This is a genomic window from Delftia sp. DS1230, assembly GCF_040112715.1.
GTDB classification, from domain to species: Bacteria; Pseudomonadota; Gammaproteobacteria; order Burkholderiales; family Burkholderiaceae_C; genus Comamonas; species Comamonas tsuruhatensis.
Window position 1 is genome coordinate 1743148 of sequence record NZ_CP157763.1, and the last position, 24905, is coordinate 1768052.

Here is a 24905-nt window from a genome sequence, read left to right on the forward strand (position 1 = left end):
CTAAGATCGGCGCACCGCCCCCGGGCCAGAGATCCGCCAACGCATGGAACCCAGCACCGCCATCAGCACACCCGCCGGCAACCCTGCCAGCACCGCCGTTGCCGGCAATGCCGCCCGCGTGATCCGCGAGTGGATCGAGGGCGGCGTGTATCCGGTGGGCTCGCTTCTGCCTTCGCAGCGCGACCTGTCGGAGCAGTTGGGCATCAGCCGCACCTCGCTGCGCGAGGCGCTGTCCACGCTGCAGGGGCTGGGCCTGGTCGTGGCCCGGCCCGGCAAGGGCATGTACGTGACCGAGGCGCCCGAGGCTGCGGCCGCCGACGCATGGCGCTTTGCCGACTCGCATGCGCTCACCGATGTCTATCAGCTGCGCTACGCGCTGGAGGGCTTTGTGGCGCGCCTGGCGGCCCTGGTGGTGCAGCCTGAGGATGTGCAGGCCCTGCAGGCCAATCTGCAGGCCATGCAGCAGAGCATAGAGCGGGCCGATTTCGTGCAGGCCACGCGACTGGATTTCGAGTTCCACCTGCAGATCGCCACCATCTCGGGCAACCATGCCATCGCCGACGTGCTGCGCGGCAGCGGCGAGGTCATGCAGGAAAGCCAGCGCCTGCCGTTCTACAAGCGGGGCGCACGGCATGCGACCACCGAGGAGCATGCGGCCATCATCGATGCCCTGTCCCGCGGCCATCCCGAACTGGCCCAGCAGGCCATGGCCACCCACATCGTGCAGGCGGCCCAGCGCGCGGGCGTGCACTTTCCCACCGGCCTGTAGGCACGCCAGCCCGTGCCTGATCGGCCGGGTTTTTGGCCTTACCATCATCGGCGCAGCGCATTTTTTCCCTATCCACAGACCGCCCGGATGCCGATCCATGACAAGCCAAGGAAATGAACTCTGCATACTGGCAGACGCCCTAGAGGCGCAGCGCGAAGGACTCTTGCAGACATGGCGCAAGGCCGTCAGGCGGGACCCTGCGCTGACCGCTGGTGAGGCGCTTCCCCGAACCCAGCTGAACGATCACATCCCGGCCGTGCTGGCCGCGTTCGAGCAGCAACTGCGGACCCTGGGTGGTGCACCGGCAGACACCGCCGAGCTGCCGGGCGATGGCGAGCAGGCCGCCGCCCACGGCCTGCACCGCTGGCAGCAGGGCTATGACCTGCATGAAGTCGTGCGCGAGCTGGGGCTGCTCAACGAAGTCATGGTGGCGCAGCTGGAGGACTATGCCCAGGGGCGCCCTGATGCGCACGTCGCCATGCCCGTTGCGCGCAAGGCCTGGGCCGCCACCTATACCCGCGACGTTCAGGACAGCAGCACCCAGTATTTCCGCCTGCAGCAGCAGGAGGCCGAGGGCCATGTCCGGGACCTGGAAGCGGCGCTGCATGACCTGAGCGCGCTGGACCTGCAGCGCTCGCAACTGTGGGAGCAGGTTGCGCATGACCTGCGCAGCAACGTCGGCGTGGTGGCCAATGTGACGCATGGCCTGGGCATGCAGCATGCGCCGGCGCAGTCCCGCGAGAAACTCCTGCGCATGCTGGACCGCAACGTCCAGTCGCTGCGACATCTGCTGGATGACGTGACGGAGCTGGCCAAGCTGCATGCCGGGCGCGAGCATCGCCAGCTGACCTCCTTTGACGCAGCCCAGGTGATCACCCATCTGTGCGAGGGACTGCAGGCCCTGGCCAACGATCGCGGCCTGTACCTGCACCTGCAGGGGCCGGGGACGATGCCGGTGGAGGGGGATGCCTTGAAACTGCGCCGCATCGCGCAGAACCTGGTGCTCAACGCGCTCAAGTACACCCAGGAGGGCGGCGTCACGGTGAAGTGGGCCCTTGGTGATGGGGAGGACCAGCGCCGCTGGATGCTCTCCATCGGGGATACGGGCCCCGGCATGGAGCCGGCGGCGCCCCTGGTTGCCGCCCTCAAGCACGCCACGGACCTGGACCCTTCGGGCCATCTGACGTCGGCGGCCTCCGCAGAGGTCCGCGCCGGAGGCGAGCCACGGCCCGGCGTCGCGGCGGCCCGCTACCGCAGCGGCGCAGGCGAGGGGATAGGCCTGTCCATCGTCAAGCGGCTGGCGGAATTGCTGGACGCCACGATCGAGGTGCAGTCGGCCGCGCAGACCGGCACGACCTTTCTGCTTCTGTTTCCGCTGCGATACGCCGACGAGTGACCGATAGCTGGGCCATGAGATGAAAAAACGGGCACACAGGCCCGTCGTTTCGCGTGCGGGGCGCGGCCTGTGCCGCCGCCCCTGAGTCCGGTGCTCAGGACTCTTCGTCCATCTGCGACTGCAGATAGTTCTGGATGCCCACCTTGTCGATCAGGTCCAGCTGGGTTTCGAGGTAGTCGATGTGCTCCTCGGTATCGTCCAGGATCTTTTGCAGCAGGTCGCGCGAGACGTAGTCGCGCACGCTTTCGCAGTGGGCGATGCCGTCCTTGATGGTCTGCTGCGCGGTTTTCTCGCTGCTCAGGTCGCAAGCCAGGGCTTCGGGCACGTCCTCGCCGACTTGCAGCTTGCCCAGGTCCTGCAGGTTGGGCAGGCCGTCGAGCACGAAGATGCGGTCCATGAGCCAGTCGGCGTGCTTCATCTCGCCGATGGACTCCTTGTATTCCTTCTTGGCCAGCTTGTCGAAGCCCCAGTGCTTGTACATGCGGTAGTGCAGGAAGTACTGGTTGATGGCCGTCAGCTCGTTCTTGAGCTGGGCTTGCAGCCAGGTGATGACTTGTGCGTCGCCTTGCATGGGGAACTCCTTTGTTGTACGTGGGGGACCGCGCCGATCGCCGGCCGCTATAGGGGTGGATTGTCTAGGGTTTCTGCGTCAGATCAAGCAAACCCCTGTTATCACGCATTGGCTGCTTATGAGGCGCGTTCTCGTTTGCGGGCCGGCATGCTGACGCGGCTGCGGGGTTGCTGCATTGCCTTGTCATATTTCGGCCCAAAATAGCCTCTTCAGGCCGGTGGCGGGCTGGTCAAGCCCGCAGGCCTGGAGACAAGGATGTTTACATAGTTTTTGGCAATCGGATGAATTCAATCAATTTATTGGATCAATCGATGGCCTGGGCCTAGACTTCGTCCTGTGTTCACTCACCAACCACAAAGGAAACAGCAATGTCCGTGATCAACACCCAAATCAAGCCCTTCAAGACGCAGGCCTTCAAGAATGGCAAGTTCATCGAAGTGACCGAAAAGGACGTCCTGGGCAAGTGGGCCGTGTTCTTCTTCTACCCCGCTGACTTCACCTTCGTGTGCCCCACCGAACTGGGCGACGTGGCCGACCACTACGACGAACTGCAAAAGCTGGGCGTGGAAGTGTTCTCCGTGTCCACCGACACCCACTTCGTGCACAAGGCATGGCACGACACGTCTGACACCATCCGCAAGATCAAGTACACGATGCTGGGCGACCCCACCTGGGAAATCAGCAACAACTTCGAAGTCCTGCGTCCCGGCCAGGGCCTGGCTGACCGCGGCACCTTCATCGTCGATCCCGATGGCGTGATCCAGGCCGTGGAAATCACCGCCGAAGGCATTGGCCGCAACGCCGTCGATCTGCTGCGCAAGGTCAAGGCTGCCCAGTACGTCCGCAACCACCCCGGTGAAGTCTGCCCCGCCAAGTGGGAAGAAGGCGACAAGACCCTGGCTCCTTCGCTCGACCTGGTCGGCAAGATCTAAGCGGTACACCGCTTCCTGTTCACAGTTGAACTGTTGAAGACGCCCGGGTGCCTGGCGCCCGGGCTTTTTTTTCCGAAAATTCGTATTTCCCTAGGAGTCCGACATGCTTGACAACAACCTGAAAGCCCAATTGCAGGCCTACCTGGAGCGCCTGCAGCGTCCGGTGGAGCTGGTGGCTTCGCTGGATGACAGCCAGGGTGCGCGCGAGCTGAAGGAACTGCTGCTGGAAATCCGCGAGCTGAGCGACAAGATCACCGTCGTCGAGCACAACGACGCCGAGGTGCGCAAGCCCTCGTTCCTGATCACCAATCCCGGCGTGGACAGCGGCGTGCGTTTCGCAGGCGTCCCCCTGGGCCATGAATTCACCTCGCTGGTGCTGGCCCTGCTGCAGGTCGGCGGCCATCCGTCCAAGGAATCGGCCGAGTTGCTGGAGCAGGTGCGCAACATCGACGTGCCGCTGCACTTCGAGACCTACTACTCGCTGTCCTGCCACAACTGCCCGGACGTGGTGCAGGCGCTGAACCTGATGTCCGTGCTCAATCCCAAGATCAGCCACACCGCCATCGACGGCGGGCTGTTCCAGAAGGAAGTCGAGCAGCGCGAAGTCATGGGCGTGCCCACGGTCTTCGTCAATGGCGAGCGCTTCGGCCAGGGCCGCATGGAGCTGGCCGAGATCGTCGCCAAGGTCGACACCGGCGCCGCTTCGCGTGAAGCGGCCAGGATTTCCGCCAAGGACGCCTTCGACGTGCTGATCGTCGGTGGCGGCCCCGCCGGCGCGGCCGCTGCCATCTATGCGGCACGCAAGGGCATCCGCACCGGCATTGCCGCCGAGCGCTTCGGCGGCCAGGTGCTGGACACCGTGGACATCGAGAACTTCATCTCGGTCTCCAAGACCGAAGGCCCTCAGCTGGCCGCCGCCATGGAGCGCCATGTGCGCGACTACGAGGTGGACATCATGAACCTGCAGACGGCCTCCAAACTGATTCCGGCTGCCACGGAAGGCGGGCTGATCGAGGTGCAGACCGCCTCGGGCGCCAGCCTCAAGGCCAAGACCGTCATCCTCTCGACCGGCGCGCGCTGGCGCAACATGAACGTGCCGGGCGAGGACAAGTACCGCACCAAGGGCGTGACCTACTGCCCGCACTGCGACGGACCGCTGTTCAAGGGCAAGAATGTGGCCGTCATCGGCGGCGGCAACTCGGGCGTGGAAGCGGCCATCGACCTGGCCGGCATCGTGCGCAGCGTGACGCTGCTGGAGTTCGCCAGCGAGCTCAAGGCCGATGCCGTGCTGCAAAAGAAGCTCAAGAGCCTGCCCAATGTGACCGTCATCCTCAACGCCCAGACCACCGAGGTCAACGGCGACGGCAAGAAGGTCACCGGCCTGACCTACAAGGACCGCACGACGGAAGAGGTCAAGACCGTGGCGCTGGAAGGCATCTTCGTGCAGATCGGCCTGCTGCCCAACACCGACTGGCTCAAGGGCACGGTGGAGCTGACCCGCTTCGGCGAGATCGTGATCGATGCCAAGGGCCACACCAGCGTGCCCGGCGTGTTCGCCGCAGGCGACTGCACCAACGTGCCGTACAAGCAGATCATCATCGCTGCCGGTGCCGGCTCCACGGCTGCGCTGTCGGCCTTCGACCACCTGATCCGCCACTGAGCTGAACAGGCGTGAGAAAGGGCCCGGATGCCTCGGCATCCGGGCCTTTTTTTCATTCCGGCGCTGTCAGGCGCGTGCCTTGCCGGCGCAGGTGGCACACAGATGGCTGTCCAGCAGCCCGGTGTGCCAGCAGGGATTGCTCCAGGGCCTATGCGCCAGATCAAATCAATGAATGAGAACTATTCGCATATAATTTTTCTCCATCCAGCCAGCACATGACGCGCCAACGGCTGGCGGGCCAACCGCCAGCCGCTGCAACCAGAAGCCAGCTCTCGCACATCCATGTTGATCAGAGAGAGAGGGCTTCGCAATGGCTTACGACTTCGCAATGCAATCATGCGCCCGGCGGGCGCGCCATCCCCTGGCCGCCGCCTGCGCGGTGCTGTGCGCCTCCGCTGCCCTGGCCCAGGGGCCGGGGCAGGTCGCCGCAGACGCGGCAAATGCCGCAAACGCCGGAGATGCCGACACGCAATTGCTGGCGCAGGCCGCGTCCGGGGCACGGACCCGTGCCCCGGCCCTCAAGGAGATGGTGATCAGCGCCTCGCGCGAGGTGCAGGACCCTGACACCCTGCCCATGAGCATCGACGTGATCGACGCCGGCCGCATGGAGCGCGAGCAGGCCAGCGACATCCGCGAGATGGTCAACCTGCTGCCCAATGTCGAGGTGCCGCGCGCCCCGGCGCGCTTCTCGCTGGCGACCTCGTCGGCCGGGCGTGACCAGAACAGCGGCTTCAACATCCGTGGCCTGGACGGCAACCGCGTGCTCATGCTGGTCGATGGCGTGCGCCTGCCGCGCAGCTACAGCTTCAGCGCCAACAGCTTCGGCCGCGACTACCTGGACCTGGGCCTGGTGCAGCGCGTGGAAATCCTGCGCGGCTCCACGCCCGCGCTGTATGGATCGGACGGCATGGGCGGCCTGGTCAACTTCGTGACCGTGCAGCCGGATGATCTGCTGGGCAAGGACAAGCGCATCGCCGGCCGCGTGGCTGCCGGCTATGACGGCTCGGACAACGGCCGCAAGCTGGGCGCCACCGTGGCGGGCCGAGCCAGCCCCGAATGGGCATGGCTGCTGTCGGCGGGCCTGGGCCGCTCCCGTGCGCTGGAGAACATGGGCACGAACAACGTGACGGGGGCGGCGCGCACCACGCCCAATCCCGAGAAAGACCGCAGCGAGTCGCTGATGGGCCGCCTGGTCTTCACGCCCAGCGCCGTGCAAAAGCATGTCTTCACCTTCGAGAACGTGGACAAGCGCGCCGACTACGCCCTGCTGTCCGCGCGCTCGGCCACCGTGGCCAATTCCGACTCGCGCACCGACATGAAGCGCTGGCGGGCCAGCTGGCAGGGCCAGTGGCAGCAGCTGGGCACGGCGCTGGCCGACGAACTGCAGCTGATGGCCAGCTACCAGAAGTCCGACGCGCGCGAATTCGTCACCGAGACGCGCATCGGCCTGCCGTACCGCGAGCGCGACGTGACCTATGACGAGGACGCGATCCAGCTGCACGCCCAGGCCAGTCGCATGCTGCGCTGGAGTTCCTCGGCCAGCGGCAAGTTCACCTACGGGCTGGACTACCTCCGCAACAAGGTGGTCAACGTGCAAAGCGGCATCACGCCGCCCGCGGGCGAGAGCTTCCCGCTCAAGCGCTTCCCCGACACCACCGAAAGCGCCACCGCCCTGTTCGCCCAGGCCGAACTGCACAACGGCCCCTGGAGCGTGACCCCGGGCCTGCGCGCCGAGCACTACAGCATCAAGCCCCGGCAGAACGGCTTTGTGCCCACCGTGGTCAGCAACTCGGACTCCGCGCTCTCGCCCAAGCTGGGCGTGATGCTGCAGGCCAGCCCGGTCTGGTCCGTCTATGGCAACTATGCGGCAGGTTTCCGGGCGCCCAATGCCGGCCAGATCAACGCCTTCTTCGAGAACCCGGTGGCGTTCTACCGCAACATCCCGAATCCCGACCTGCGGCCCGAAAAGAGCCAGACCTTCGAGTTGGGCCTGCGCGGGCGCATGGACAGGCTGCGCCTGGACGCCGCCGTGTTCACGGGGCGCTACAAGGACTTCATCGTCGACCAGCAACTGGTTGCGGGCCAGCCCGGCAACGCGGCCAACCCCGCCATCTACCAGTCCATCAACGTGGGCCGTGCCCGCATCAGCGGCTTCGAACTCAAGGCCGACTACGACTGGGGCCGCTGGGCCGGCGGCGACTGGCAGACGCGCCTGGCCTACGGCTATACCGACGGCAAGGACACGCAGTCCGACAAGCCGCTGGACACCATCTCGCCCCAGCAACTGGTGCTGGGCGTGCGCTATGAGCGCTCTGCCGTGGGCGTGCAGTTCAACGTCTCGCACTGGAGTGGCAAGAAGGCCGGCGACGTGTCCAACGGCAGCACGGCCTGGCTCAGCCCCTCGGCCACGGTGCTGGACCTGAGCGCGCAATGGCGCATCCGTCCCGACCTGCGCCTGAACGCCGGCATCTACAACCTGACCGACAGGAAGTACTGGCGCTGGTCCGATGTGCGCGGCCTGCTGGCCACCACGGCGATTGCCGACGCCTACAGCCAGCCGGGGCGCCATGCGCGCGTCTCGCTGATCAAGGATTTCTGAAGCCCGGCGCCTGAAGGCCAGGCGCCGCGACCCGTGTCCCAACGATGTTTTGCAACGCAAGGAGAGCCCCATGCACCGTACCGAGAGTGAAAGCCTTGCCCGTGACGAGGAATACCTGCTGGCCGAAGGCGAGGCCCAGCTGGCCGCCACGCTGGCGCTGATGACCGGCTTCGGCCACGGTTGCTGCGAGGCCCACCGGCCCGCCATTGCCGGCAAGGTGGCCGATCAACTGCAGGGCCTGTCCGGCGACAGCAGCTTTTCGCCGGACATGCGGGCCTTGCTGCAACGCCTGCAGCGGCGCTGGCAGGCGGTCTCCGAGGCCAGCGCCGCGCAGCGCGCACCCCGGGCCGAGGCGGCGGCCGAGACCCGCCATCCCTCCGTTGCCCACGCGCTCTGGCATGCCCCTTTGGAGACCCTGCAATGATCACCACCGCCGCCGCAGCCTGCGATGACCTGCTGATTCCCGTCAATGCGCCCGACGTGCGCCAGCGCTTTGCCCAGGCACGCCAGAGCGGCCTGCGTGCCAAGGAGGCCGCCGAATCCATGGGCCTGCCCGAAGGCGCCGCCATCGGCGCCCACGCGGGCCTGCATGACGGCGGCCTGCAGGTCGTGCCGCTGCGCGCGCAGTGGCTGCAGGTGCTGCGCGCGCTGCAGGACTGCGGCACCGTGATGGCGCTCACGCGCAATGAGTCCACGGTGCATGAGAAGACGGGCGTGTACCAGAAGCTCTCGGCCAGCGGCGGCGTGGGATTGGCGCTGGGCCGCGAGATCGACCTGCGCCTGTTCTTTGCCCAATGGCATGCCGGCTATGCCGTGACCGAGCAGCCCGCCCAGGCTGGAAGGCCGGCCACGCACAGCCTGCAGTTCTTCAATGCCCACGGCCGCGCCGTGCACAAGGTCCATGCGCGCGAGTCCACCGACATGGCAGCGTGGGATGCGCTGGTACGGCGCTTTGCCGAGCCCAGCGCGGGCTACCTGTTTCGCCATGCCCGGCCCAGAGCGCTGCCGCAGTCCGACAAGGTCATCGACGTGCACGGCCTGAGCGCCGCCTGGGATGCCCTTCAGGACACGCATGAATTCTTCGACCTGCTGCGCCGGTTCGGCGTGGAGCGCCAGCAAGCCTTCCGCCTGGTCCCCGGCCATTGCGCGCGGCTGGCACCCGAGTCCGTGGCCCAGTTGCTGGGCGATGCGGCGGTGGACGGGCTGCCCATCATGGTCTTCGTGGACAGCGGCGGCTGCATCCAGATCCATACCGGCCCCGTGCACAACACCCAGCCCATGGGCACGCACGGCGGCGCGCAATGGATCAATGTGCTGGACCCGGGCTTCAACCTGCATCTGCGCTGCGACATGATCGCCAGCGTCTGGGCCGTGCAAAAGCCCACGGCCGATGGCGTGGTCACCTCGGTCGAGGCCTTCGACGCGCAGGGCGATCTGATGGCCATGTTCTTTGGCGAGCGCAAACCGGGCCTGGCCGAACTGCCGGGATGGCGCGAGCTGGTGGCGGGCTTGCCGCGCTTGGCAGTGCAGACACTGGCCTGAGCGGCCCAGGCCCTGGAAAGAGCCGGCCGGGCCGCCTCAGAGATGCACGGTGGCGGCCACCAGCCTGCCCACCAGCGGACGCACCACCATCACGCAGACAAAGGCCACGGGCATGGCCAGCACATAGGTCTGCATCACGCGCCGCAGGTAGTCGGCGCCCAGGCCGCTGTTGGCGCCGACGATGGCGCAGCACATCAGAAACGCCATGATGGCCGACATGTAGAAGGCAAAGACGATGGGCGCGAAGCGGCGGTGCAGCTTGCGGCTGCGCGGCGCCGCAGGGGTTGCGGGAGCGATGGAGGCAGAGGTATCGGGCATGAAGGCGTATCCGGTCAGGCCGCTTGTCGATTAGGCGCGGCAAGTGCGCAACTGTAGGCAAGGCCCGGGCCGCCGTGTAGAGGGCTGCAGCTTGGTGCACTCGTAAGCTATATTGATGAATTGATTTTTCATCCATAGGTTTTTGTGCCTAATCTGCGCTCCATCGAGACCTTCGTCAAAGCCCTGGAAGGCGGCTCCATCGCCTCGGCCGCGCGCCAGCTGGGTATTTCTCCTGCAGCGGCCAGCCAGAACATCGCCCGGCTGGAGCGCGAACTGGGCACGCGCCTGATCACGCGCACCACGCGCTCCATGGCGTTGACCGAAGCCGGCGAGCGCTATCTGGCACGTGTGGGCCCTGTGCTGCAGGAGCTGGAAAAAGCGCAGTCCGACCTGTCGCAGCTGCATGGCGAACTGCAGGGCCGGCTGCGCATCGCCTGCATGGCCGCCTTTGGCCGCCATGTGCTGGCGCCGCTGCTGCCGGCCTTTGCCGCGCGGCATCCCCGGCTGGAGCTGGAGTTGCTGGTGGTGGACCGGCAGGTGGATGTGCTCAAGGAAGACGTGGACATCAGCGTGCGCTACCGCGATGTGCTGGAACCCGGCATGGCCGTGCGCCAGCTGGCGGCCGTGCCGCGCGTGCTGTGCGCCTCGCCGGCCTACCTGCAGGCCCACGGCAGGCCGCAGACCGCGCAGGACCTGCTCGACCATGCCTGCCTGCTGTACCGGCGCGAGGCCGATGGCCGCTTCATGCGCTGGCCGTTTTCACGCGACGGCAAGCGCGTGGACCCGCAGCTGCGCGTGACCGCCATCGCCAGCGATGTCGATGCACTCACCGAAATGGCCGTGGCCGGTGGCGGCATCGTCTGGATCGGCAGCTTCATCGCCCACCGGTACATGCGCGAAGGGCTGCTGCAACCGCTGGCCCTGGGCCCGGCGCGCAAGGGGCAGCTGCACTTCGATGACACCACGCTGGATTTCTTCGCCTGCTTTCGCGACCGCCAGTACGTGCCGACCAAGGTGCGTGCCCTGGTGGACTATCTGGTCGAGACGCTGCCGCAGCAGCCCATGCTGCGCTGGAACGCCTCGGCCTGAGACAGGGTTCAGTGCCCCAGGTGCTGGGGCAGGACTTCCTGCAGGATCGTGGTGGCGATTTCCTCGATGGACTTGGTGGTGCTGGACAGCCACTGGATGCCGCTGCGGCGCATCATGGACTCGGCCTCGGCCACCTCGTAGCGGCAGTTGGCAAGGCTGGCGTACTTGGAGTCGGGCCGGCGCTCGTTGCGGATGCTGGACAGGCGCTGGGGGTCGATGGTCAGGCCGAACAGCTTCTTGCGGTAGGGCACCAGGGCGGGCGGCAGCTGCTTGCGCTCGAAATCCTCGGGAATCAGCGGGTAGTTGGCCACCTTGAGACCGAACTGCATGGCCAGGTACAGGCTGGTGGGCGTCTTGCCGCTGCGCGAGACGCCCACCAGGATCACGTCGGCGCCCGTCAGGTCCTGGTGGGTCTGGCCGTCGTCATGGGCCAGCGTGTAGTTGATGGCCTCCATGCGCTCCAGGTATTCCTTGCTTTCGCTGATGTCGGCGAAGCGGCCCACGCGGTGCAGCGACTTCTGGCCCAGCTCCAGCTCCAGCGGCCGCACGAAGGTGCCGAACATGTCGAATACCTTGCCCTTGCATTGGCTCTCGATCAGGTCGAGCATGTCCTGGTTGACCAGGGTGGTGAAGACGATGGGCTTGTGGCTTTCCGACTCGGCCACATGGTTGATCTGCCGCACGGCCTGGTGGACCTTGTCCATGGTGTCCACGAAGGGGATGCGGACCAGGCGCGACTTGGTGTCGAACTGGGCCATGATGGCCGTGCCAAAGGTCTCGGCTGTAATGCCAGTGCCATCGGAGATGACGAAGATGGTGTGGGTGTGCATGGTGGTCGGGCTCTGGACAGGGGGCTGCCGTCGGTTCACGGCAAACGCCTACAATGGCGCCCATTATTCCCAATTTCCCATCCATGCTCGCTGCCGGCCTCCAACCAGAACAGCAAAGCCTCGCGCACGCCTGCGTGGGTGGATCGACCGTGCCCGGCTTTGGCAGCCGGGGCGGCGCACTACGGTTTTCAACTTCTGGAGCTTTCCCATGTCTCAACTGTTCGAGGCCACCGCCCTCGTCGTTCCGTTTGAACAACTGAGGATGACCGATGTCGAGTCCGTAGGCGGCAAGAACGCCTCGCTCGGCGAAATGATCTCGCAGCTGCCGCAGGGCGTGCGCGTGCCCACGGGCTTTGCCACCACGGCCCATGCCTTCCGCCAGTTCCTGGCCCACGACGGCCTGGCCGACAAGATCAGTGCCAAGCTGGCCGCCCTGGACGTGGAGGATGTCCGCGCCCTGGCCCAGGTCGGTGCCGAGATCCGTGCCCTGGTCGAGAACCAGCCCTTCCCGGCCGATCTGGAGCAGGCCATCCGCGAGGAATTCGTGCGCCTGCAGGGCGGCAACGAGGCAGCCTCGTTCGCCGTGCGTTCCTCGGCCACGGCCGAAGACCTGCCCGACGCCTCGTTCGCCGGCCAGCAGGAAACCTTCCTGAACGTGGTGGGCATCGAGTCGGTGCTGCACAAGATGAAGGAGGTGTTCGCCTCCCTGTACAACGACCGAGCCATCTCCTACCGCGTGCACAAGGGCTTTGCCCATGACGTGGTGGCCCTGTCGGCCGGCGTGCAGCGCATGGTGCGCTCCGACCTGGGCGCGGCCGGCGTGATGTTCACCATCGACACCGAATCGGGCTTCGAGGACGTGGTCTTCATCACCTCCAGCTACGGCCTGGGCGAGACCGTGGTGCAGGGCGCCGTCAATCCTGACGAGTTCTATGTGCACAAGCCCATGCTCAAGGCCGGCAAGAAGGCCCTGATCCGCCGCAACCTGGGCTCCAAGCTGATCCAGATGGTCTTTGCCTCGCCCGAGGAAAAGGCCGCCAGCGGCAAGCTTGTCAAGACCACCGACGTGGCCCATGAGCTGCGCAACCGCTACTCGCTGTCCGACGAGGACGTGCAGCAGCTGGCCCACTATGCCCTGGTCATCGAGCAGCACTATGGCCGCCCCATGGACATCGAGTGGGGCAAGGACGGCACGGACGGCCAGCTCTACATCCTGCAGGCCCGCCCCGAGACCGTGAAGAGCCAGGCCAAGGGCCAGGCCGAGCAGCGCTACGCCCTCAAGGGCACGGGCAATGTGCTGGCCGAAGGCCGCGCCATCGGCCAGAAGATCGGCACGGGCCCCGTGCGCCTGGTCAATGACATCGCCAACATGGACCAGGTCCAGCCCGGCGACGTGCTGGTGACCGACATGACCGATCCCAACTGGGAGCCGGTGATGAAGCGCGCCTCGGCCATCGTCACCAACCGTGGCGGCCGTACCTGCCACGCGGCCATCATTGCGCGCGAACTGGGCATTCCGGCCGTGGTCGGCTGCGGCAACGCCACCGATCTGCTCAAGGACGGCACCCTGGTCACCGTCAGCTGCGCCGAAGGCGATACCGGCAAGATCTATGACGGCCTGATCGAGACCGAGGTTACCGAGGTGCAGCGCGGCGAGATGCCCGCCATCAAGACCAAGATCATGATGAACGTGGGCAACCCCCAGCTGGCCTTCGACTTCGCCCAGCTGCCCAACGAGGGCGTGGGCCTGGCCCGCCTGGAGTTCATCATCAACAACAACATCGGCGTGCACCCCAAGGCCATCTTGGACTATCCCGCCGTGGATGCCGACCTCAAGAAGGCCGTGGAGTCCGTGGCCCGTGGCCATGCCTCGCCGCGCGCCTTCTACGTGGACAAGGTTGCCGAAGGCGTGGCGACGATTGCCGCCGCCTTCTGGCCCAAGCCCGTGATCGTGCGCATGTCGGACTTCAAGTCCAACGAGTACCGCAAGCTCATCGGCGGCAGCCGCTACGAGCCCGAGGAAGAGAACCCCATGCTGGGCTTCCGTGGCGCGGCGCGCTACATCTCCGAGGACTTCGGCGAGGCCTTCCGCATGGAGTGCGAGGCACTGCGCCGCGTGCGCGAGGACATGGGCCTGACCAACGTGCAGATCATGATTCCCTTCGTGCGCACGCTCAAGCAGGCCGAGCGCGTCACCCAGCTGCTGGCGGCCAACGGCCTCAAGCGCGGCGACAACGAACTCAAGCTCATCATGATGTGCGAGGTGCCCTCCAACGCCATCCTGGCGGACGAGTTCCTCGAGTTCTTCGACGGCTTCTCCATCGGCTCCAACGACCTGACCCAGCTCACGCTGGGCCTGGACCGCGACTCCGGCCTGGAGCTGCTGGCCGCCGACTTCGACGAGCGCGACCCCGCCGTGCGCAAGATGCTGTCGCGCGCCATCAAGGCCTGCCTGGACCAGGGCAAGTACGTGGGCATCTGCGGCCAAGGCCCATCCGACCACCCGGACTTCGCCCAATGGCTGGCTGACGAAGGCATTGCCTCCATCTCGCTGAATCCCGACAGCGTGGTCGCCACCTGGCAGCGCCTGGCGCAGTAAGGGCTGGCAGCGTCGCCATGCATACGCCGGACGCGCACTTGCATGACGACGCAGTCGGGGGACCGTCCGAAGGCGAGACCTTCGCCCCCGACCTGCACGACATCCACCATCTGTGGCTCAAGGCCGTACTGCTCGCGGTCTGGGTCGCCGTCTCCTTCGGTGCCTGCTACTACGCACGCGACCTGCAGGCGCTGGTCCCCGACTGGCCGCTGGCCTACTGGTTCGCGGCCCAGGGGGCAGTCCTGATGTTCCTGGCCATCGTCATCGTCTATTGTCTGTCCATGGACCATTTCGAGCGCCGCGAGGCCCGGGCCGCTGCCCCGTCTGAACCCGCCGCCCCGCCGTCGCCTCCCGGCCATGGCTGAGCGCTCGCTGCTGACGGCCGCCTCCCGCTGGCGGCTGCACCGCATCGTGGCCCTGTACACGCTGGGCGTGCTCGGCTTTCTGGCCCTCATGTTCTGGGCCGAGCAGCAAGGCCTGTCGCGCCACTGGATAGGCCCCATCTTCCTGTTCTTCACCGTCATGGTCTACGCGGCCATCGGCGTGTACCTGCGCACCAGCGATCCCGAGGAGTACTACGTCGCGGGCCGGCGCATCCCGCCCTTCTACAACGGCATGGCGGCAGCGGCGGACTGGGTCAGCGCGGCGTCCTTCATCAGCCTGTCGGGGGCGCTGTACCTGCAGGGCTTTGCCGGCGTGCCGGGGCAGGCCGGCGGACTGGCCTACCTGCTGGGCTGGACGGGCGGCTTTTGCCTGGTCGCCATGCTGATCGCGCCGCACCTGCGGGCGATGAAGCTCTACACCATTCCCGACTTCTTCCAGCAGCGCTACGGCGGGCGCTGGCCGCGCGTGATCGCGGCGCTGGCTGCCGTGACCTGCTCGTTCACCTATGTGGTGGCCCAGATCTACGGCGTGGGGCTGATTGCCTCGCGGCTGACGGGCGTGCAGTTCGAGATCGGCATCATGCTGGGCCTGGGCGGCGTGCTGCTGTGCTCCTTCCTGGGCGGCATGCGTGCCATCACCTGGACCCAGGTCGCGCAGTACGTGGTCATCCTGCTGGCCTTTCTGATCCCCGTGTCCTGGCTGGCCTACCGGCAGATGGGCAATCCCGTGGCGCCGCTGGCCTATACGGCCCAGCTCGGCCAGATCGCGGAGATGGAGCAGCGCCTGCTGGACTCGCCGGCCGAACAGGAAGTGGTCGCCGCCTACCGCCTGCGCGCCGAGGTGCTGGAGGACAAGCTCAAGGACGTGCCGCGCGTGCTGGCCGCCGAGCGCCAGCAGCTTTCCGAGCGCATACGCGATCTGCGCACGCGCAGCGGCGACATTGGCGCCATCATGGCGGCCAGCCGCGAACTGGCCGCCATGCCGCGCGACGAAGCGACTGCGCGCGCCCTGTGGACACGCCAGCTGCAGGAGATGCGCGAGCGCGAGAAGCCGCTGGGCGGCATTCCGCTGCACAGCCTGCCCTTTGCCGGCAACCCCGATGGATCGGCCGAGGAACGTCAGGTCTACGAGGACAGCCGGCGCAACTTCCTGGCGCTGATGTTCTGTCTCATGGCCGGCACGGCAGGCCTGCCGCATTTGCTCACGCGCTACTACACGGCGCCCTCGGTGTCGGGGGCGCGGGCCTCGGTGGGCTGGACGCTGTTCTTCATCGGCGTGCTGTACATGAGCGCGCCGGCCCTGGCCGTGCTGGTCAAGTTCGAGGTCATGAACAACCTGGTGGGCATACGCTTCGACGAATTGCCCACCTGGATGGCGCAGTGGGCCCGGGTCGATGCCTCGTTGCTGGCCGTGGAAGACGTCAATGGCGACGGTGTCCTGCAGTTCGGCGAGATCCGCATGGGCGCCGACCTCATCATGCTGGCCACGCCCGAGCTGGGTGGCATGCCCTACGTGGTCTCGGGCCTGGTCGCGGCGGGCGGCCTGGCCGCCGCGCTTTCCACGGCCGATGGCCTGCTGCTGACCATCAGCAATGCGCTGGTGCGCGACTTGTACTTTCGCGCGCGGCGGCGCCGCGCCTCGCCCGAGCAGCGCGTGATCCTGTCCAAGTTCGCGCTGCTGGTGGTGGCGCTGTCGGCCGCCTTCGTGGCCTCGCGCCGTTCCTCGGACATCCTGCCCATGGTCACGGCCTCGTTCTCGCTGGCGGCATCGGCCTTTGTTCCGGCCATGGTGCTGGGCATCTTCTGGCGCGGCACCACGCGTCGCGGGGCGGTGGCCGGCATGCTGGCCGGCCTGGGCATCACCGTCTACTACATGGTCTCGCACGTGCCCGCGCTGCAGCCTGTGTTGCCCGAGGCGCTGCATGCCCGCCTGTGGTGGGGCATACAGCCGATTTCCTCGGGTGTCTTCGGCGTGCCGGCGGGCCTGCTGGTGACCTGGCTGGTCAGCTGCCTGGACCCGCGCCGGCGCGCTGCGGCGCGCTCCGTGCCAGGGCGCGTGGCCTGACGCGGCATGGGCTCCATGGGCCGACGACATTGCCAACGAAATTGCCAACGAAATTGCCAATTTTTGTCTTGATGGCAGATCTGGATCAGTCCCGGCCCAACTGAAGCCCGCGCGTGCTGGAAAACCCGCTTTTGGGAGCCGGAGGCTCATGACACGCTGCGAGCCGTGTCCGATCCGATCCCCTGCAGAAAATTGCGTCCGCCATGCATCTTGTGAAAACGTCCGCCGGCCAACAGGCATTCAAGGAACGCCATGCCGATCTCTCTCCCCGGCTGCGCTCGGCCTTTTTGCTGTTTGACGGCCAACGCAGCGTGGCGCAGGTGCTGCAGGCCGTTGCCGGCATGGGCGTGACCCAGGACGAAATCCTGGCGCTGGTGGAGCGCGAATGGCTGGCGCCCCGCGATGCAGCCGAACCCCGGCTGGGCGTGGTGGCCGTTGCGGCGCCTGCCGTCACTGCTGCCACCGCATCGCCGGCCCAGCCTGCCGGCGATGCGTCTGCGCCATCCGAGCCTTCGCTGGCCGTGCGCTACCGCAACGCCTATCCGCTGGCGGTGGCCATCACGGCCAATATGGGGCTCAAGGGATTCCGGCTCAACCTGGCCGTGGAGGCGGCCATGGGCTACGACCAGCTCGTGGCGCTGGCCCCGCGCCTGCGCGAGGCTGCCAGCCCCGCCAGCTATGTGCCGCTGCACGAGGCGCTGTTCGGCAAAGCCCCCTGAGCGAGAAGCCGCCCCCACGCTATCCTTGCCGCGCAAGGTCCGATGCTCCTGGGGGCTCTTGGGACGGTCCGCAAATGAAAAAAGGCAAGGCGCCTTCGCGCCTTGCCCTTGCGTGGGCCAGCGGGTGCAGGCTCAGACGGCCAGCAGCTCCACGTCGAACTTCAGCGTGGCGTTGGGCGGGATCACGCCGCCAGCGCCGCGTGCGCCGTAGCCCAGTTCGGCCGGGATGATCAGGGTGCGCTGGCCGCCCACCTTCATGCCTTGCACGCCTTCGTCCCAGCCCTTGATCACCATGCCGCCGCCCAGGGGGAAGACGAAGGGATCGTTGCGGTCCTTGCTGGAGTCGAACTTCGCGCCTTGCACGCCGTTGTTGTAGAGCCAGCCCGTGTAGTGCACGGTCACGCTGCGGCCGCGCTGGGCCTCGGCGCCGTCACCCACGACGGTGTCTTCATACTGCAGGCCGGATGCGGTGGTGGTGAAAGCCATGGTGGTATTCCTTGAGAGAGAAACGGTGGGGGAAAAAGACTGTACGGCGGCAAGAGGGCGAAGGGCCTGGCCGCAAGAATCACTTCTTGGCGCGCGCGGCCACCCAGCGGTTGGCGAATGCCTGCACATCGGACAGGCGCTTGAGCAGGTCCTGGCCGGCCAGCGTCACGGTATAGCCGTCGGAGCCATGCTCCAGCAGCCCGCATTCGCGCAGTTCCTTGATGCGGGTGTTCAGCGTGTTGGGCGTGATGCCGCCCACGCTGTCTTGCAGCAGTCGAAAGGTCTGAGGATGGCCGTCACGCAAAGCCCACAGCACGCGCAACGCGTAGCGGCATTCGAGTTTCTCGAACAGCTGGTTGATGGCGGCGTTTTCCTTGGAGCTCATGACGCTTCTCCTTGCGCAATGGTGTGTGTGAGCCGGCGGGGGCATCCGGGTGGGACGCGCGCCGAGCCAAGTCCCGGGGAACTATAGCTCTGGATCCATTCTGCTACAAGTTTGGTAGCTCAAAACCCACAGCGGCAATGCGCTTCGCTAGAGGAATACGCGAATCTCCGAACCAGTGTTGCAGGCCCGCCACGCAACCTGCCCGCTGGACTTCGGTTTCTCAGCTCTTGAGTTTGAGCAGATAGGTCATGACGCTGGCCGTGGTGTGCTCCAGCTCCAGAAAGCCGCTGAAATCGCGGCCTGCCTGCCACGAAGGCTCCCAGCGGTTCTGCCGCAGGGCGCGCTGCCAGCTTTCGTGCTGGGTCGCCTGCTCCACGGCGCCCAGCAGGGCCTGGGCGCGTGCGGCGCTGACCTGCTTGCCCGTGAAGACGGCGCGCCAGTTGGCCATGTCGGCATCCAGTCCCTGTTCGCGGAACGAGGGCAGGCCGAACAGGCTGCGGCGCGAAGACACGCCAATGGCGCGCAGCCTGCCGCTGGCCAGGGCTTCGCTGAACTCGCTGTAGCCGGACACACCCATGCGCGCTTCGCCCTTGAGCAAGGCCTCCACCACCTGGGCGCCGCCCGGAAAGGGCTTGTAGACCAGTTGCTCGGGCGCCGCCTTGGCGGCGCGCGTGAGCAGGCCGGCAAACATATGGTCCACGCCGCCGGCCGAGCCGCCCGCAAACGACTGGTGGGCCAGATCGCTGCGCAGCGCGGCGACCAGGTCCTTGGCATTGCGGATGGGGGAGTCGGCAGGCACGGCCACTACCAGATAGTCGCTGGTCAGGCGGGCAATCGGCTGCACGTGCGACATGTTCACGGCCGGCTTTTGCAGCGCCACGGCACCGACCATGACCATGCCGCCGATCAGCAGCGCATCGGGGTCCTGGCCATGGCGCTCGACAAACTGTGCCAGGCCGATGGTGCCGCCCTTGCCGCCCAGGTTTTCATACTCCACGCGATCTGCCGCGCCGCATGCCACCAGGGCCGCGCCCAGTGCGCGGCCGGTCTGGTCCCAGCCGCCCCCGGCATTGGCCGGAATGACGATGCGCAGGCTGGCGGCCACGCGCTGGCCACCGGCGGCAGCGCGCGGCGCATGGGCCGCAGGCGTTGCAGCGGGCGGCGCGGCATGGGCCAGCGGGGAGCACAGCATGGCCAGGGCTGCACCCTGTGCCAGCAGCTGGCGGCGGTTCTGGCGCGTGCCGTCACCGGAGTGGGCGGCGTTGGCAGTGGTTTGCGAAAAGCTCGGAAGGCGCATGCAGTCTCCAATCGGGTTCGCGCGCCATTGTGGGCGCAAATGAATCAGAAAAGCAGATTATGTAAGCATGTGCGTCAGCTAGTTGACATAACGCAGGCTGTCTGGCGGCATGGGTGCCAGACGCTTCAGGAGAGGGCCCACCGACGGTGCATCGCTGTCCCGGGATGCGTGGGGGCATGCGCGCCCGGGGGCAAGGAGCGGAGATGGAGCGCCGTGACACAGATGTCGATTAAGCCGGTAAAGCTTGTGTAAATGCGATCAATTCTTATTCGTGGGCGGTAGAATCCCCCGGCCTTTTTCTTTCCTGTGCTCCCCGTGGCCGCCGCCGTGATGGTTGTGGCCGCGTGGTGCTGCCGCCTGCCTCTGTTGCGATGACATCCCCCAAACCGGACCCTCGGCGCCGTTCCTACTGGCTCAAGACACTGCACGAGTGGCATTGGGTCAGCTCTGCGCTGTGCCTGATCGGCATGCTGCTGTTCGCCGTCACGGGGTTCACGCTCAATCATGCGGGGCAGATCGAGTCCAAGCCGCGCATCGTGCGCGGCGAGGCGGCATTGCCGGACGCGCTGCGCGTGCAGCTGGTCCGGCAGCAGGCCAGCCAGTCGCGCGACCGTGCTCCCGTGCCTGCGCCATTTGCGGACTGGGTGCGCGGCCAGTGGGGGCTTGAAGCCGAGGGCCGCGAAGCCGAATGGACGGCCGACGAGCTGTATGTGTCCCTGCCTCGCCCCGGTGGCGATGCCTGGGTGCGCGTGGCCCTGGCCGATGGCGAGGCCGAATACGAGCGCACCGACCGGGGCTGGATCGCCTATCTGAACGATCTGCACAAGGGCCGCAACACGGGCGCTGCCTGGAGCTGGTTCATCGATATCTTTGCCGCAGCCTGCCTGGTGTTCACCGTCACCGGGCTGTTCATCCTGAAGATGCACGCGGGCAACCGTCCCTTCACCTGGCCCATGGTCGGCATGGGGCTGGTGATTCCCATGCTGCTGGCCCTCCTGTTGATCCACTGAGAACCGAAAGAGCCTTGCCTATGAATCCGCACTTCTCTCTGCGCTACACCATGGCGCTTGGCGCCTGCCTGGGCGCGGCCCCGGCCTTTGCCGCCGGCCTGAACGTGGGCGTGGAGGTCCCGCGCCTGGATGTCGCCGAGTACCACCGCCCCTATGTGGCCGTGTGGATCGAGCGCGCCGACGCCTCGGTGGCCGCCACGCTGTCGGTCTGGTACGACGTGAAGATGCGCAATGCCGAAGGCACGAAGTGGCTCAAGGACATGCGCCAGTGGTGGCGCCGCACGGGCCGCGACCTGACGCTGCCCATCGATGGCGTGACCAGCCCCACGCGTCCCGTGGGCAAGCACCAGCTGAGCTTCACCGAAGGCGCCAACCCCTTCGCCAAGCTGCCGCCCGGCGAGTACAAGCTCGTGGTCGAGGCCGCGCGCGAAGTCGGCGGCCGCGAAGTGGTCACCGTGCCCTTCAAGTGGCCTGCCGCCAAGGCCGAGCAGCTGAGCGCCAAGGGCAGCAGCGAGCTGGGCGAGATCAGCGTCGAGCTCAAGCCTTGAAATTGAAACCCCCTGAGGCCTTGCGCGTCCTCCCCCTCACGAGGCGGGTGACGCCATCGCTGCGGGGCGGCGCGGCCGGCCAGGCCCTTGCCCGGCATCCCTGAACTGGGCCCTGCATGTGGGCGGGCCACGCATCTTGCGGGGCACCCATGTGCCAGCCCCATCCACGAACCAAGGAGAATCTTCATGAAGTCCAAGACCCGCTTTGCCATCCGTCTGGCGGCCAGCCTCGCCATTGCCTGCGGCGCCTTCCAGTCCGCCCAGGCCCACAACCTGTGGCTGCTGCCCTCGACCACGGTGCTGTCCAAGGCCGAATGGATCACGGTGGATGCCGCTGTCTCCAACGACCTGTTCTTCTTCAACCACGTGCCGCTGGGCCTGGACAACCTCGTTGTCTCGGCGCCGGACGGCTCGGCCGTCGCGCCGCAGAATGCCCATCGCGGCAAGCTGCGCAGCGTGTTCGACCTGGACCTGCAGCAAAGCGGCACCTACCGCCTGGCCATCGTCAACGACGGCCTGTTTGCCTCCTGGAAGGACAAGGCCACGGGCCAGAACCGCCGCTGGCGCGGCTCGCCCGAGAAGTTCGCCGCCGATGTGCCCGCCGACGCGCAGGACCTGAAGGTGACCCAGTCCGTGGGCCGCATCGAGACCTTCGTGACCGTGGGCAAGCCCAGCGCCGTCAAGCCTTCCGGCAAGGGGCTGGAGCTGGTGCCCGTGACCCATCCCAACGACCTGGTCAAGGGCGAGAAGGCCACCTTCGCCTTCCATGTGGACGGCAAGCCCGCCGCCAACCTGGAAGTCGTGCTGGTGCCCGGCGCCACGCGCTACCGCGACAACAAGGGCGAGATCAAGGCCACGACCGACGCCAAGGGCGAGTTCAGCGTGACCTGGCCCACCGCCGGCATGTACTGGGTGGATGCCGACGCGCAGGACAGCAAGACATCGCTGCCCCAGGCCAAGGAGCGCCGCCTGTCCTACGTGGGCACGTTCGAGGTGCTGCCCTGAGCCTTGCGTCCCCACCCGGGGCTCCGTCTGCGCCCGCGCCCGTGCGCGTGAGCTTTGCGCCCGCCCTGTTGCAGGGCAGCGCAGGCCGGGGCCTTGCCGCGCCTGTGTCCACAGGCGCGGCGTCCTTTGCCGTCTCCGGCTACGCGCCGCAGGCCGTGCGGCGGGCAGACCCCGCCGCGCTGCAAACACTCACCGGCGAGGCCATGGGCACAACCTGGAGCGTGCGCCTGCACAACCCGGATTTCCGCCCGCTCGATGAGGCGCGCCAGGCCATAGAGGCTGCGCTGGCCCTGGTCGTGCGCCAGATGAGCAACTGGGAGGCTGATTCCGACATCTCGCGCTTCAACCGCGCAGAGGCGGGCAGCTGGCATGTGCTGCCTGCCGAATTCTTCACCGTGCTGACCTGTGCATTCGATTGGGCGCAGGCCAGTGGCGGCGCCTGGGACCCCACCCTGGGGCCGCTGGTCGAGCTGTGGGGCTTCGGCCCGCGTGCGGAAAAGGCGCAGGGCGCCGGCATCCCCGATGCCGATGCACTGCGGCGGGTGCGCGAGCGCGTGGGCTACCAGCGCATCGTGCTGGACCTGAAGGGCCGGCGCGCGCTGCAGCCCGGCGCCGTCCATGTGGACTTCAGCGGCATCGCCAAAGGCTATTCGGTGGACCTGGTCGCCGAGCGCCTGCAGGCGCTGGGCCATACCGATTTCCTCGTCGAGGTGGGAGGCGAGCTGCGGGCCTGCGGTCAGCGCCCTGGCAACCAGCCCTGGCGCGTGGCCGTGGCCAGCATGGCGGACCCGTCCACGCCGCTGGCGCTGCCGCTGCGCGACATGGCCATCGCCACCTCGGGCGACCACTGGCATGCCTTCGAGCAGGGCGGGCGCCGCTACTCCCACACCATCGATCCGCGCAGCGGCGAGCCCGTGGCGCATGGCCTGACCAGCGTCACCGTGCTGCATGCCGAATGCATGCAGGCCGACGCCCTGGCCACCGTGCTCACCGTGCTGGGGCCGCGCGAGGGCCTGGACTTTGCCGAGCAGCGCGGCGTGGCGGCGCTGCTGTGCGAGCGCACTGCGCAAGGCCCTGCCATGGCGATGACAACGGCTTTTGCCGCGCTGCTGCCGTGAGCGTTTCCTTCCCTTTTTCCGTCGTGTAGATTCCCGGTCCTGCCATGACCTTGTCCGAACCTGGGCTGCGCGTACTCGCAGCCGCCGTGCTGGTCCTGCTCTATGCGGCCATGTGCGCCGCCATCTGGTGGCGCGAGCGCCGCCAGCGCATGCGGGCCCGGCAGGAAGCGGCTGCGCTGACCAGCGCACGCGAGGGCGCGCTGCCCCTGCTTGTGGCCTATGCCAGCCAGACCGGCCAGGCCGAGGAGCTGGCGCGCGAGACCGCCCGGCTGCTGCACACGGCCGGAGAAAGCGTGCACCTGTGCGCCCTGGACGCTGTGGATGCCGACCTGCTGGCGCGCACGCAAAGGGCGCTGTTCATCGCCAGCACCTATGGCGAAGGCGACCCGCCCGACAACGCGGCGCTGTTCCTGGCGCACGCCATGGCCGATGCACGGCCGCTGTCCCATCTGCAATACGGCCTGCTGGCGCTGGGCGACCGGCAGTATGCGCAGTTCTGCGGCTTTGGCCGCGCGCTGGACAGCTGGCTGCGTGCCGGTGGCGCCAGGCCCTGGTTCGAGCGCGTCGAAATGGACAACGGCGCGCCGCAGGCCCTGACCGCCTGGCAGCACCAGCTGACCCAGATCAGCAGCCTGGGCGACATGCCGGCATGGGAGCAGCCGGTCTTCAGCGAATGGACGCTGGCCGCGCGCCGGCACATGAACCCGGGCAGCGCAGGCGAGCCGGTGTTCCACATCGAGCTGCAGCCCCCTGCAACGGAGCCCGCGCTGTGGGAGTCCGGCGACCTGGCGCAGGTCTGCATTCCTGCGGACCCGCAGCATCCGCGCGAGTACTCCATCGCCTCCATCGCCCAGGATGGCTGCGTGCACCTGCTGGTGCGCCAGGCGCGGCGCGAGGATGGCTCGCCGGGCCTGGCCTCGGGCTGGCTCACGCAGGGCGCGCCCCTGGGTGCAGCCATCACCCTGCGGCTGCGTGCGCACCGCAATTTCCGGCTGGAAGACAACCTGCAGCTCCCGCTGGTGCTGATCGGCAACGGCACGGGCCTGGCCGGCCTGCGCAGCCACCTGCGCGCGCGTGCTGCGGCGGGCCTGGGTCCCAACTGGCTGCTGTTCGGCGAGCGCAATGCGGCGCACGACCGGCTGTACGGCGACGAGCTTCAGGCATGGTGCGATGGCGGCGTGCTGCAGCGCCTGGACCTGGCCTTCTCGCGCGACCGCAGCGAAGGCGCGCCGCGCGCCTATGTGCAGGACCTGCTGGCGCAGTCCGGCGATGTGCTGCGCCAATGGGTGGCGCAGGGCGCCGCCATCTATGTGTGCGGCAGCCTGCAGGGCATGGCCCAGGGCGTGGACCAGGCGTTGCACGCCGTGCTGGGTGAGACGCAAATGGACCAGCTGGTGCGCAGCGGCCGCTACCGGCGTGACGTGTATTGAGGTGGTGAGAGCAGCTTGCGCCAGCGCAAGCATTGGTGCCGTCAGCGCTTTCTGCTCCTAGGAACGTAGCATCCGTGCGACAGATAAATCCTATTGTGATCATGAGAATGGAAATGATTCTCAATGTTCATATAATTTCGTTACATATCCCCAT

General features: G+C 67.1%; 23 protein-coding genes. 17 read left to right on the top strand and 6 right to left on the bottom strand.

What is annotated here, in order from left to right:
- Nucleotides 1-43: 43 nt before the first annotated feature.
- Both AAN986_RS07845 and AAN986_RS07850 read left to right on the top strand, forming a co-directional pair.
- Nucleotides 44-769: a FadR/GntR family transcriptional regulator gene (locus AAN986_RS07845; protein WP_016447613.1), complete on the top strand. Its 726-nt coding sequence runs from the start codon at nucleotides 44-46 to the stop codon at nucleotides 767-769.
- A 97-nt stretch (nucleotides 770-866) separates the two neighbouring features.
- Nucleotides 867-2165: a sensor histidine kinase gene (locus AAN986_RS07850; protein WP_047218184.1), complete on the top strand. Its 1299-nt coding sequence runs from the start codon at nucleotides 867-869 to the stop codon at nucleotides 2163-2165.
- A gap of 94 nt (nucleotides 2166-2259) precedes the next feature.
- On the opposite strand, the gene bfr is transcribed toward AAN986_RS07850, so the two are convergent.
- Nucleotides 2260-2736 carry a bacterioferritin gene (bfr, locus tag AAN986_RS07855; protein WP_016447611.1) on the bottom strand — a complete coding sequence of 159 codons (477 nt, stop codon included), beginning with the start codon at nucleotides 2734-2736 and terminating at the stop codon, nucleotides 2260-2262.
- Between the two features lie 368 nt (nucleotides 2737-3104).
- On the opposite strand from bfr, the gene ahpC reads away from it, so the two are divergent.
- The 5 genes from ahpC to AAN986_RS07880 all read left to right on the top strand — a co-directional run bounded on the left by ahpC (nucleotide 3105) and on the right by AAN986_RS07880 (nucleotide 9469).
- Nucleotides 3105-3668, top strand: coding sequence for an alkyl hydroperoxide reductase subunit C (gene ahpC, locus AAN986_RS07860; protein ID WP_012206871.1), 564 nt, complete (start codon nucleotides 3105-3107; stop codon nucleotides 3666-3668).
- 103 nt (nucleotides 3669-3771) lie between these two features.
- Nucleotides 3772-5328: an alkyl hydroperoxide reductase subunit F gene (ahpF, locus tag AAN986_RS07865; protein ID WP_016451263.1), complete on the top strand. Its 1557-nt coding sequence runs from the start codon at nucleotides 3772-3774 to the stop codon at nucleotides 5326-5328.
- Nucleotides 5329-5638: 310 nt separating this feature from the next.
- A complete protein-coding gene (locus tag AAN986_RS07870) occupies nucleotides 5639-7927 on the top strand; it encodes a TonB-dependent hemoglobin/transferrin/lactoferrin family receptor (protein WP_082138079.1) in 2289 nt (762 codons plus the stop codon).
- A gap of 70 nt (nucleotides 7928-7997) precedes the next feature.
- A complete protein-coding gene (locus AAN986_RS07875) occupies nucleotides 7998-8351 on the top strand; it encodes a hypothetical protein (RefSeq protein ID WP_016447606.1) in 354 nt (117 codons plus the stop codon).
- The gene (locus AAN986_RS07880) at nucleotides 8348-9469 is read left to right on the top strand and encodes a hemin-degrading factor (RefSeq protein ID WP_047218185.1); all 1122 of its coding nucleotides are present in this window, start codon (nucleotides 8348-8350) and stop codon (nucleotides 9467-9469) included. Before AAN986_RS07875 ends, AAN986_RS07880 begins: the two co-directional genes overlap by 4 nt.
- 36 nt (nucleotides 9470-9505) lie before the next feature.
- Here the strand turns inward: AAN986_RS07880 and AAN986_RS07885 are convergent, their stop codons facing one another.
- Entirely contained in the window at nucleotides 9506-9787 is a 282-nt protein-coding gene (locus AAN986_RS07885) for a DUF2798 domain-containing protein (RefSeq protein WP_016447604.1), read from the bottom strand.
- A 144-nt stretch (nucleotides 9788-9931) separates the two neighbouring features.
- On the opposite strand from AAN986_RS07885, the gene AAN986_RS07890 reads away from it, so the two are divergent.
- On the top strand, nucleotides 9932-10876 hold the full coding sequence (locus AAN986_RS07890) for a LysR family transcriptional regulator (protein WP_043791855.1): 945 nt from the start codon (nucleotides 9932-9934) through the stop codon (nucleotides 10874-10876).
- Nucleotides 10877-10884: 8 nt separating this feature from the next.
- Here the strand turns inward: AAN986_RS07890 and AAN986_RS07895 are convergent, their stop codons facing one another.
- The gene (locus AAN986_RS07895) at nucleotides 10885-11706 is read right to left on the bottom strand and encodes a pyruvate, water dikinase regulatory protein (protein WP_016447602.1); all 822 of its coding nucleotides are present in this window, start codon (nucleotides 11704-11706) and stop codon (nucleotides 10885-10887) included.
- A gap of 208 nt (nucleotides 11707-11914) precedes the next feature.
- On the opposite strand from AAN986_RS07895, the gene ppsA reads away from it, so the two are divergent.
- The 4 genes from ppsA to AAN986_RS07915 all read left to right on the top strand — a co-directional run bounded on the left by ppsA (nucleotide 11915) and on the right by AAN986_RS07915 (nucleotide 17472).
- Nucleotides 11915-14305, top strand: a complete 2391-nt coding sequence (gene ppsA, locus AAN986_RS07900) for a phosphoenolpyruvate synthase (RefSeq protein WP_016447601.1) — start codon at nucleotides 11915-11917, stop codon at nucleotides 14303-14305.
- 17 nt (nucleotides 14306-14322) lie between these two features.
- Entirely contained in the window at nucleotides 14323-14670 is a 348-nt protein-coding gene (locus AAN986_RS07905) for a DUF4212 domain-containing protein (protein WP_034364173.1), read from the top strand.
- The gene (locus AAN986_RS07910) at nucleotides 14663-16753 is read left to right on the top strand and encodes a VC_2705 family sodium/solute symporter (RefSeq protein WP_016447599.1); all 2091 of its coding nucleotides are present in this window, start codon (nucleotides 14663-14665) and stop codon (nucleotides 16751-16753) included. Before AAN986_RS07905 ends, AAN986_RS07910 begins: the two co-directional genes overlap by 8 nt.
- A gap of 203 nt (nucleotides 16754-16956) precedes the next feature.
- Nucleotides 16957-17472: a hypothetical protein gene (locus AAN986_RS07915; protein ID WP_047218186.1), complete on the top strand. Its 516-nt coding sequence runs from the start codon at nucleotides 16957-16959 to the stop codon at nucleotides 17470-17472.
- Nucleotides 17473-17604: 132 nt separating this feature from the next.
- Here the strand turns inward: AAN986_RS07915 and AAN986_RS07920 are convergent, their stop codons facing one another.
- From AAN986_RS07920 to AAN986_RS07930, 3 genes are all read right to left on the bottom strand, one after another.
- Nucleotides 17605-17958, bottom strand: coding sequence for an FKBP-type peptidyl-prolyl cis-trans isomerase (locus AAN986_RS07920; protein WP_012206859.1), 354 nt, complete (start codon nucleotides 17956-17958; stop codon nucleotides 17605-17607).
- A 79-nt stretch (nucleotides 17959-18037) separates the two neighbouring features.
- On the bottom strand, nucleotides 18038-18343 hold the full coding sequence (locus AAN986_RS07925; RefSeq protein WP_012206858.1) for a winged helix-turn-helix transcriptional regulator: 306 nt from the start codon (nucleotides 18341-18343) through the stop codon (nucleotides 18038-18040).
- 220 nt (nucleotides 18344-18563) lie between these two features.
- A complete protein-coding gene (locus tag AAN986_RS07930) occupies nucleotides 18564-19640 on the bottom strand; it encodes a tripartite tricarboxylate transporter substrate-binding protein (RefSeq protein ID WP_047218187.1) in 1077 nt (358 codons plus the stop codon).
- A 371-nt stretch (nucleotides 19641-20011) separates the two neighbouring features.
- Between AAN986_RS07930 and AAN986_RS07935 the strand changes: the two genes are divergently transcribed.
- From AAN986_RS07935 to AAN986_RS07955, 5 genes are all read left to right on the top strand, one after another.
- The gene (locus AAN986_RS07935; RefSeq protein WP_016447596.1) at nucleotides 20012-20650 is read left to right on the top strand and encodes a PepSY-associated TM helix domain-containing protein; all 639 of its coding nucleotides are present in this window, start codon (nucleotides 20012-20014) and stop codon (nucleotides 20648-20650) included.
- Nucleotides 20651-20670: 20 nt separating this feature from the next.
- Complete coding sequence (locus tag AAN986_RS07940) at nucleotides 20671-21198, top strand: DUF2271 domain-containing protein (RefSeq protein WP_016447595.1); 528 nt, start codon at nucleotides 20671-20673, stop codon at nucleotides 21196-21198.
- Between the two features lie 186 nt (nucleotides 21199-21384).
- Entirely contained in the window at nucleotides 21385-22203 is an 819-nt protein-coding gene (locus AAN986_RS07945; RefSeq protein ID WP_047218188.1) for a DUF4198 domain-containing protein, read from the top strand.
- A gap of 41 nt (nucleotides 22204-22244) precedes the next feature.
- A complete protein-coding gene (locus tag AAN986_RS07950) occupies nucleotides 22245-23321 on the top strand; it encodes an FAD:protein FMN transferase (RefSeq protein ID WP_047218189.1) in 1077 nt (358 codons plus the stop codon).
- Nucleotides 23322-23365: 44 nt separating this feature from the next.
- Nucleotides 23366-24751, top strand: coding sequence for a sulfite reductase subunit alpha (locus AAN986_RS07955; protein ID WP_047218190.1), 1386 nt, complete (start codon nucleotides 23366-23368; stop codon nucleotides 24749-24751).
- Nucleotides 24752-24905: the final 154 nt, after the last annotated feature.